Genomic DNA, 10,598 nt, shown 5'->3' on the forward strand with positions numbered 1-10,598 from the left:
CCACATCAGCTTTTGATTCATCAATTAGGCTATCTATATCGTCTAAATCAAAGTCGTCGCTTTCATCTACAAGCTCATCTTCATCAAGCAACTCACTTTCTAATGAATTTTCAACCACATCAGCTTTTGGTTCATTCGCTTCATCAATTAGGCTATCTATATCGTCTAAGTCAAAGTCATCACCTGTATCCGGTTCAGCTGAAGAGTCATTAGGAGTATCTAACTTAGTTGATGTTTGATCTAATAATTCATCTATATCAAAATCATCATCCGCTGCAAGCTCTTCACTTAAAGCCGCCATTTCATCATGGGATTCTAAGCTATCATCTTCTAAAGCTTCGTTTGTTTGCACTGCATCAAACTCAGGTAGACTGTCATCTTCATCAAACAGGCTATCTAAATCGTCATTAGTTAAAATCTCATCATTGTTTATTGGTTCATCAGATACGTCTAAATCAATATCCTCTAAACCTTCATCTGAAGGCTGATCAAACCCTTGCTGCATAAAAATATCGAGTTCATCATCGCCATCGGTGTTTTCATCATCAAAAATGATGTCATCACTTAATAGACTTTCAAGTTCGTCTTGGTCGAGTAAATTTTCGCCACCAGAAAAATCATCTAAGCCGTCGTCTAAATCATCATCAGGCAACATATCATTTTCAAGACTATCATCTAGTTGAACACTTAAATCATCAAGAGGATCGGGAACAATTGGATCGTCATTTAAGCTTGAGCCTAAATCGTCATCACCAGTATAAGTTGGGGTTTGCGGTAAAAAGTCATCGTCGTTTTGTGGCTCGTCTTGCTTATTTGCTCGTTTTCGTAAAAACATAACAACAGCAAAAATAATCAGTAGCCCAGGAATAAACATTAACAAGCCCAGCACTATCGGATTTGAAAATAATGAGCTTAAATCAAACGATTCTTTTGGTACTATCTCTTGTTTTTTTTGCTGTGCAATAATCTCGTTTTGCTTAACAATTAGTTCTTTTAATTGATTTTGAATTTCACTGTCTTGTCCTAACTGTAAGCGTAAGTTTTCGAGTTCGTTTGAAATACCTGATAATTGTTTTTTAAGATTATTATTCTCAACTAAAATTTCTTCTACATTGCTTACAGAATTTTTAAATTGTTGTTGTAACTCAACCAGCTTAGTACTTTGCTCTGTTTTTATTTCATTTAATTCTTTCTGTATCTCTTTTTTAGCATCGTCTACATCGACTTTACGAGCTTGGGTTACTTTTGTTTGTGCTGAGGTAATTTCGCTTTGCGTAAGTGTGCCATTTTTTTTCTTTTCCCATAATGCATCATCTTGCTCTGAGCGTTGTTTTGCAAGCTGTGTATTTACACCTTTTATTTCGGCTAAAGTAGGGATTTTTAAATAGGCACCATTTTGAATATGATTAAGATTTTGTTCTAAAAATGAGTTGGGGTTTTTGTTATACAAGGCCTGCATAACTTGGTAAATGCTAACGGAGTTATCCGGGCGTACTTTGGCCGCTATTCGCCAAAGCGTGTCTGTTGGTTTAATTGGCCCAATAGATCGCCCTTGCGCACCATAGTCAACGCCCTTAGGTCCCTTTAATTGGGTACTGTCTTGAGAGTAAACTGGCGTTACTATCAATGCAGACGCTAATATAACAAGTGTAACTAAACCGCGCATGCTGATCCTTTAGTATTTAAATATTGTTAGTTATTGCTGTTATCAGCCAAATGACTGACTCGCATTTATTATTACAATCTATTTTTTATTGCAAGCTCTATTCCAATTGCAAACTATAAACCAGTTAGGACTTAATATCCATTGCAACACATTGAAAATAAATGCCTTAAAACATCTTTATAAATATTAATTTATTGAGTGTTATCAATCAGTTTTTGTATTTTAAAATTAAACGGCAAAAAATTGGCAAGCTATATAAACAAAAAGCGGCAAACAAATACTGTTTACCGCTTTTAAAGTCTGTTCTGCGCTATTAAATATTACATGTAATTAGCAATAAGCTCTTCTGCAATTTGTATGCTGTTAGTTGCAGCACCTTTACGGGTGTTATCACTTACAACCCACATGTTTAACCCATGAGGATGAGAAATATCAGCACGTAAGCGGCCGATATACACGGTGTCGTTACCACTTGCATCAGACACGGCTGTTGGGTAATCACCTTCGTCATCAATTAGTTCAACACCAGGTGCGTCTTTTAAAAGTTGCTTAACGTGTTCAAAATCATAAGGCATGCGCGTTTCAATATTAATTGATTCTGAGTGACCAAAAAATACCGGAACACGTACACATGTAGGATTTACTGCAATGGTGGTATCACCCAAAATTTTATGAGTTTCATTTACCATTTTCATTTCTTCGCGTGTATAGCCATTATCTTCAAAGCTATCAATTTGAGGTATAACGTTAAATGCAATTTGCTTTGGAAATACTTTATTATCCATAGGGCGTGCATTCATCAAATTAGCTGTTTGCTTTGCAAGCTCATCAACCGCTTCTTTACCTGCACCCGATACAGCTTGGTAAGTAGATACATTTATACGGTCTATTCCGTACGCATCATAAATTGGCTTAAGTGCTAACATCATCTGAATAGTTGAACAGTTAGGGTTAGCAATAATATTACGGTTTCTAAAATCAGCTAGGCTTGAAGCATTAACTTCTGGCACGACTAAAGGAATTTCGAAGTCATTTCTAAAGTGCGATGTATTATCGATTACAATACAGCCGGCATCAGCGGCAATCGGTGCGTACTTTTCTGACACACTGCCACCTGCAGAGAAAAAGCCAATATGCGCTTGGCTAAAATCAAAGCCTTCAACGTCAAGTACTTCAATGGTCTCACCACGAAACTTTATGTCTTCACCTGCGCTGCGGCTGCTCGCAAGTAAAAACAGCTGATCTACAGGAAACTTACGATCTGCTAATGTTTCAATGATTTGACGGCCTACTAAACCAGTAGCGCCAAGTACGGCAACGTTATATTTTTGCGACATATTTTATCCTCTATAAACGACATTAAAACAACATCGTTAGTTAAATAATTATTTAGCTATGCTAAAGCCAAGTTGACTAAGTACTGCTAGTTGTGGACTATCACCTTGTAGGAATAAGGTGCTAAATTCTCGCCTTACCGGATAGTTTTTACGTAAACTATCAAAGCCCTCACCTTCTAAGTGGCGAAGTAAAATTCCGTCATCGCGGCGTACGTCATAAATTAAATGCACCAAACGGGCAATATCTTGCTCATTAAGGCTTTGCGTAACAGTTGCATTTGTAATAGCAGGCATTGGTAAAAAATCATCCAACGATTTACTCACTTCTACACCTTTTAGGTCACACAATTTTTGATACAACATTTGTGTACCTCGTGCTTTCCCCTCAAGTGTATGCCCTGCGATATGCACACTGGCATAACGAACATGTTCTAGTAATTCAGTTAGAATATTGGGCTCTTTTTCCCATACATCAAGCACTAAATCTAGATCAGCCCCAGCTTCCATTACCTCAAGCAATGCTTGATTATCAATTACATCGCCTCGGCTTGCATTAATTAGCGTGAGTCCTGGCTTAAGTGCTTTTAATCGCTCTTTATTCATCATGTGCAGCGTTTTGTGCTCGCCACTTTTAATAAGTGGAACATGAAAAGTAACAACATCTGATTGCGCTAATAACTCATCAAGCGCTACATGCTCTTGTAGTAAGCCCTGTTCGTGCTTAATTGGATCGCACAGCAGTACGTCGACATTTAATGCTTTTAATTTTTGCGACAAACACGTGCCAATGTTACCCATTCCTACAATACCAATTGTTTGACCGCACAATGGGCGCGCATTTTCTTGGCTTAATGCAAATAAGCTACTAATGACATATTCAGCTACAGCAATGGCATTACAACCAGGAGCGCTGGTAAAAGCAATATTTCTATCATGCAGTAATTGTGTATCAACATGGTCAATACCTATTGTGGCAGTGCCTACAAAGCTCAACTTGTTAGCTTGTGCTAATAGTTCATGATTAACATTAGTCACTGAACGAGTAAGGAGTACATCTACATCTATTAATTGTTCAGGTGTTAATTTACGACCATCAAAACGCTCAACCTCACCAAAGTCTGCAAAGTACTGCTCAACTAAAGGCATATTTTGATCGGCAAGAATTTTCATTACAGAGTCCGTTTGGCAATTAAGAGTCGCCATTGTAACGAACAACCTAGCCTTTACACAAACTAAAAGGCGCATTTTAGTTAATACAAACATTCAAAAATGGGGATGTGGATTGTTTTAAATCAGCAATTAAAATTAGGGATTTAAATTAGAGATTTAAACTATGCAGATAATAATTTTACTATTGAATATAGTAAGGCCGAATCACAAGATGAGTCGGCCTTTAATATAGAAAATAAACTTAAATTTCAGTGTATTTTATTTACTTGATTTTAGTTTATAGCTCAAAATCCTTTTTGAATTTCAAACCAAATTCACTGCGGTCATTACTGCGCATTACACCAACAAAACCTGATTGTTGTAGGCGACCAACATCGTAAACTTCGTTTAGAACGTTTTCACCATATAATGTAACTTCCATATCGCCATATGGATTAGTGTACGAAATATTAAAACCAACTAGTTCACGAGAATCAATAGTCTCACTTTGGTTGTAAACTGATTGACCTTGCATTTCACTGCGATACGAATAGTTAGCATTAAACGCAAGTGTTGCGCCACTATCTAAATCCATAAAGTAAGAAGGTGCAACCATGACAGTCCAGCGTGGTGTAAGTGCTGGTGAATCGCCTTTACCTATGCCTTGTACGCCCTCAGCCACTTCTGTTATTTCAGAATCTAAATAACCAACTGCACTGCGAATAGTAAAGTCATCGGTAATAGCAACTGTTGTTTCAAGCTCAATACCTTGCGCTTTAGACTGACCCGCATTTTCTACAATTGTTACAAAGCCACCACCCGCTGTTGGATCTGAAAACGGTAATGCTAAATCGGTGTAATCAGTCACAAATACCGCAAGCATCATAGATACATTTTCGTGTACTTGGCCTTTTAAACCCATTTCGTAGTTAATCGCTTTTGTTTCGTCAAACGATACAAATTGATCTGGGCCACCAAATGGACGCGGTGGAAAACCACCTGTTTGATAGCCTTTTTGAATCTGGCCATAAACATTCATATTATTGCTAAGCTGATAAGATGCATTTACATCCCACGTAACCGCATCAAAATCTGCACTTACATACTTACGGGTTGGAAATGATGGGAATATAGCATTTGCATCTTTTTCATCTTTTGAATAACGAAGGCCACCACCAACCGTTAAATCGTCAGTTAAATCGTAGCTGGCATTTATATATGCTGCATACGAATTAGTTTCTTGGTTAATTTCAAATTCGCCGTAACCGCCAAATGATTCAGTTACGCCATCATTCAACAAGCCATTAGGTGTATTAAATGGGCTAAATACAAACGGGCCTGAACGTGTAAAGCCATCTTCATTAAAAAAGTAAAGACCAGATACAAAGTCCATATTATCGAATGTTGCATTTAGCTGAACTTCAAATGAGTACTGATCAGCACCGCCCTCCTCTGGAAACTCAGACAAGTTTAAAGGTGATGCATCATCATCTAGGCCACCTTCATACTCAGATGTACGGTAGCTTGAGATAAACTTAGTGGTATAAGTATCGTTAATTGCCCAGTCGGTTGAAAACGATGTGCCCCAACCTGAGTAAGAGGTAGATTCAATACCCGCAACAGTTGTGCCTAAATCATCAGGGTCTGATGGAATTAAATCTTGAGTCAATAATGGGAAGTCGCCATTAAAAACATCATTTGAGTCTAGTGGGTCTGTCAATTCAATTGTATAAGGCGATTGGCCAGATTCGTTATCAACACCATCTAAAGAAAAAGTGAATGCTAAGTCGGTATTTGCTTGCCATTTAAGTGCAACACGGCCGCTAAACTCCTCTTCTTCACCAATTTCTTTTTCTGGGTTTGCTAAATTAACCGCTTCACCCACACCATCACGTGTTTTGTAAGATGCACTTGCAGACATACTTACATCATCTGTTAGTGAGTTATTAAAATAAACATCGCCAGCAATACGTCCACGACTACCCAATTTTGCTGTAGTGGTAACAATACCTTCATCACCAGGTTGCTTTGTAATTACATTTACAGCACCACCTAATGTATTACGACCATATAGAGTACCTTGTGGGCCACGAAGTACTTCAACACGCTCAACATTAGGTAATGATAAATTAGAACCCATTTGACGGCCTAAATAAACACCATCAAGATACACACCCACACCAGGATCGGTAGTGATAATATGATCTTGCAAACCAATACCACGAATAAATACAGATGCATGCGCAGAATTGCCCACGCCATAGCGGGTAATATTTAAATTTGGAACATATTTACCAATATCTTCGAGGTTACTCATATTGGCTTTATCAATTAGATTAGCGCCAATTGAAGTGATAGCGGTTGGAGATTCAAACAGGCTCTCTGTACGTTTACGAGCTGTGACTTCTATTTTTTCAAACGCGTCTTGTTTAGCTGTTGTTTTAGTTTCTTCGGCGTTTACAGAGGTAGTGAGCGCAGCAAAAATTGCTAAGCTTAGTTGTGAGAGGTTACGTAATTTCAAAATATTCTCCAAAGGATACCGTGTGATTTTAGTTATGCTTTTATATTGATAATATAAATTTTAGGCATAAAAAAAGACGCTAAATAGCATCTTTCCTCTGGACAGGTATTATATGACAAAATTGTGAATAAATGTATAAATTATTTGAATAAATGTATAAAGAATAAAAGCAATTTTGGCATTGTTAGCTTTAGGTGGATTATCATAAATTAACAACATTGATATCGACCTCACTAAAAAATTGTTTTAAAAAAAATCGTATAAATGCAATTTGGCAGATTCAAGTCTGAAGTGCATAATCTTTAAGCAGCTATAGCTACCATATGTTCAGCCATTAATTTGGCTGGCGTTTTATACTTCAGTTTCTTTCTTGGCCTATCGTTGAGGTTAACTATGACCTCTTTAACTTCTGAATGTGATACTTTTTTGAAGTCTGTTGATTTTGGCCAATATTGCCGTAACAATCCATTCGTATTTTCATTTAATCCTCGCTGCCACGAACAGTAAGGATCTGCAAAGAAAACATCACAACCTAAATGCTTACTCATTTCTTCATGGTAAGCAAACTCTTTACCATTATCAGCCGTGATTGTTAGCACTGATTTTTCATAAGGTTTGAGTAATGTAATTGTGGCAGCCGTCACTGTTTTAGCTGATTTATCATCTATTCGTGCGGACACTGTAAAACATGTCTGACGCTCTACAATAGTGACCAAAGCGCCACTGTGTCCTTTACCAATAACCAGGTCTATTTCCCAGTCACCAATTCTACTTCTGTCATCAACAACTTCTGGTCGTTCATCAATACTGATACGGTTTTTAATAAACCCTCGACCTTCTTGATTGGTATGCTTTTCCTTTTCTGCGCAGGCTCAAAGAGGACGCCACCTTGGCGTTTATCCGCCCAAATATAAAGATAAATCGTCTCATGGCTAATCTCAGTATCCTTCTCTTCCCGGAGTCAACCCTATATTTACTCCGGGCTCCACTTTTTTCTATCCTTAAATCAATAAGTTGAGTTAAGCGCTTTGTCATTTTAATCGCTTTGCAAGCGGATAATCGACGTTCATTCGATAATGTCTGAGCCTGCTTGATGCGATAACCGCGTTTACCCTTATTACGCTGAAACTCTCGACTGATAGTGGATTGGCTAACGTTCAGTTGTTTCGCTATTTTATTTTGACTTAAACCTGTTTTATTTAACGCATAAATCTGGCATCGTTGTTCATAGGTCAGTTGTTTATATGTTTTCATTGTTGCATCTCTTGCCGGAGAAAAAGCGATCAGCATATATTCAACTGACCATTTCTTCTACCTATTCAAGTTATGCACTTATTATTTGAATCCAAGTTTTAAAAAAGTACATAAAACATACTTTATAATCAGTACCTTTTGTGAGAGGCAATGTTAAAAATTCACTTTTCGAATCATAATACTGCAAGTGAAAATTTTACCTTTCTCCTAACTCTTTATTAATAAATGAAATAATTACCAAGTATTGTTATTACTTATTATACAAAGCAGTTGCCTGGCACCACAAGCATTTAGATATTCAGCAAGCACTGCGCCAGGCTCTAGAGTTATACTCCCGAGGACATCTGAAGAAAATTGAAGGTTGTTATTTTGAGTAGTAAAGCCGCACACTGGTGAGATATGACCTACCAGAGTTAAACTTACTTCATCGTTACTGTATGCATTCATTGCAAAGCAACATAATAAAAACCAAGTTAGCTTCTTCATCAGCGCTATTTCCTTTGAACAACCTCGCTAAGACAGGAGTAATCCTATGATAAAAACACCGTTTAGAAAGTTTCTATTTGCTTATATCTAGTTTCACTTATTGATAATTTCAACTACGGGGATATTCAGAAATATAAACATTTAAATTAAATAGCTTATATAAAATATATAGAGTTAAATCTTAACGACTCTGTAAAACAGTAAATTTAATGCTTACGGCTTTTGAACTAGCTTAAAAAGTTATAAACAAAATCAAAGAGGGTTACCACTCGCATATTTATATACCTAAACCCAACACTAAACATTTTTAAACACAAATGTTCATACCTAATTTATAAAAAATAACAGAATAATATTGATTTAAATTAAACAAAAATTTAAATCATTCTATTTATTAGATAAATACATGTTATGGACTTATAATGATAAAGAAATCAACATGTAAATAACAAATAGGAACAACATATGAAAAAGCTATCTGTAGCAGTAGCGATATGTGCAGCTTTGGCATCTAGCTATGCTAGTGCTGAAGTAAGAATTAATGGTTTTGCATCAATTATCGGTGGTAAAAGTCTGGATAGTGACAGTACTTTGTACGGTTATGATGATGATATTACATTTAAAAATGAAAGCGTTTTTGCATTACAGCTCTCTGCAGACCTACAAGAGAAGCTTACTGCAACAGCTCAAATTGTAGCTCGAGGCGAAAACGACTTCGATGCAGAGTTTGAATGGGCGTATATTACATACGAATTTTCAGATGAACTGCAACTAAGTGCGGGTAAAATGCGCGCTCCATTTTACAAATACTCTGACTTTTTAGATGTAGGCTATGCATATCGTTGGGTACGTCCGCCAAAATCAGTATACGGTATCCCATTTTCAACTTACGAAGGTCTTAGTTTAGTTTACAGCTCACAATTAGGTGATTGGGATTCTACGCTTCAAGGTTTTTACGGTGCATTCGATGACGATATTGATGTATTCGGTACAGAGTTACCGGCTGAACTAAATAACTTTGGCGGCGTAAACTGGAACCTATCTTATGACTGGTTTAGTGCTCGTGTAGCATATATGGTTGCAGACACGAGTATCTCATCAGAGGATGGCGGCCTTTTAGGGCTTGCTGATGCATTATCAGATAATAGCTTAACTGATACGGCGAATGATCTTATCACTGATGAAGATAAAACAACCTTCGTTGGCGTTGGTTTTTCTATTGATTATGAAAACTTTTTGTTTGATGCCGAATATACACAATTTGAGGTTGAAGACAGCATCCTACCAAAACAGTCGCAGTATTATGCATCCGTTGGTTACCGTATTGACAGTGTAATTGTTCATTTTACATATGAAGATAATGATGACAAGCATGACTCATCACGTTTTAATACTATTGAGTCAATACCAAGCTTAAATTCGGCTGTGAATGGTGCTCTTGATGGGCTTCGTGCACAAAGTAATGTATATACAATTGGTACACGTTATGATTTCCATCCTTCCGCTGCATTCAAAATCGACTTTAGTCGTTTTGAGGATGATGTAACTGATACAGAAACTGATGTTGTAGCTGTTGGCATAGACTTGGTATTTTAATTGGAGCTTATGATGAAAAAATTAATTTTAGTTAGTGCACTTTCATTGTGTTCAATTAATGTATTCGCAGAAGTTGCAGTGATTATTAATCCAAGCAACGTTAGCTCTGTAGATGCTGACACAATAAAAAAGATTTATTTAGGAAAAAGTAAGTCATTTAGTAATGGCGATAAAGTTAACCCAGTAAATCAAGATGGCACTTCGGTGACTGATGAATTTAACGATAAAGTAGTCGGTAAGTCTAGTAGTCAGTTAAACGCATATTGGTCTAAACTGATATTTACAGGTAAAGGTACACCTCCTGAAAAGCTTGCATCTGACCAGGCTGTTATTGATTTTGTTTCTGCGAATAACAACGCGATTGGCTATATTGATAGTTCGAAAGTTAGTGATAAAGTAAAAGTAATTGCTACTTTTTAACAGTTAAATAGATATAAAAAAACCCCCTTGGGTTAACACCGATCAGTTAAGGCATTTTTTGATCGGTTGACCGATCTTTTGGTTGTTTCACAATACCCTTATCATCTTTTGATTATGAGGGTATTTTTATGCTTAGTCATTGGTTACTTGATACAGATATATTCGCCAC

At 36.8% G+C, this 10,598-nt stretch carries 8 protein-coding genes; 2 read left to right on the forward strand and 6 right to left on the reverse strand.

Annotated elements, in window-relative coordinates; all coding sequences use genetic code 11:
- The 6 genes from GQR55_RS18845 to GQR55_RS20270 all read right to left on the reverse strand — a co-directional run.
- Positions 1–1,666: FimV/HubP family polar landmark protein (locus GQR55_RS18845; RefSeq protein ID WP_277344833.1), on the reverse strand; the 1,666-nt coding region annotated here is incomplete at its 3' end.
- Between the two features lie 320 nt (positions 1,667–1,986).
- On the reverse strand, positions 1,987–3,003 hold the full coding sequence (locus GQR55_RS18850; RefSeq protein WP_166421817.1) for an aspartate-semialdehyde dehydrogenase: 1,017 nt from the start codon (positions 3,001–3,003) through the stop codon (positions 1,987–1,989).
- 48 nt (positions 3,004–3,051) lie between these two features.
- A complete protein-coding gene (locus GQR55_RS18855) occupies positions 3,052–4,173 on the reverse strand; it encodes a 4-phosphoerythronate dehydrogenase (RefSeq protein WP_166421818.1) in 1,122 nt (373 codons plus the stop codon).
- A gap of 277 nt (positions 4,174–4,450) precedes the next feature.
- Positions 4,451–6,673 (reverse strand): TonB-dependent receptor, encoded by a 2,223-nt coding sequence (locus tag GQR55_RS18860; protein ID WP_166421819.1) that lies wholly within the window; start codon positions 6,671–6,673, stop codon positions 4,451–4,453.
- Between the two features lie 302 nt (positions 6,674–6,975).
- Positions 6,976–7,497 (reverse strand): IS30 family transposase, encoded by a 522-nt coding sequence (locus tag GQR55_RS18865; RefSeq protein ID WP_166421822.1) that lies wholly within the window; start codon positions 7,495–7,497, stop codon positions 6,976–6,978.
- On the reverse strand, positions 7,493–7,927 hold the full coding sequence (locus tag GQR55_RS20270; RefSeq protein ID WP_240916923.1) for a helix-turn-helix domain-containing protein: 435 nt from the start codon (positions 7,925–7,927) through the stop codon (positions 7,493–7,495). Before GQR55_RS20270 ends, GQR55_RS18865 begins: the two co-directional genes overlap by 5 nt.
- A 951-nt stretch (positions 7,928–8,878) precedes the next feature.
- Between GQR55_RS20270 and GQR55_RS18875 the strand changes: the two genes are divergently transcribed.
- Together GQR55_RS18875 and GQR55_RS18880 are read left to right on the forward strand one after the other, a co-directional pair.
- Positions 8,879–10,009 carry a porin gene (locus GQR55_RS18875; protein WP_166421820.1) on the forward strand — a complete coding sequence of 377 codons (1,131 nt, stop codon included), beginning with the start codon at positions 8,879–8,881 and terminating at the stop codon, positions 10,007–10,009.
- 12 nt (positions 10,010–10,021) lie between these two features.
- Positions 10,022–10,429, forward strand: coding sequence for a phosphate ABC transporter substrate-binding protein (locus GQR55_RS18880; RefSeq protein ID WP_166421821.1), 408 nt, complete (start codon positions 10,022–10,024; stop codon positions 10,427–10,429).
- Positions 10,430–10,598: the final 169 nt, after the last annotated feature.

Source organism: Pseudoalteromonas sp. Z1A8, from assembly GCF_011378855.1.
Lineage (GTDB): Bacteria > Pseudomonadota > Gammaproteobacteria > Enterobacterales > Alteromonadaceae > Pseudoalteromonas.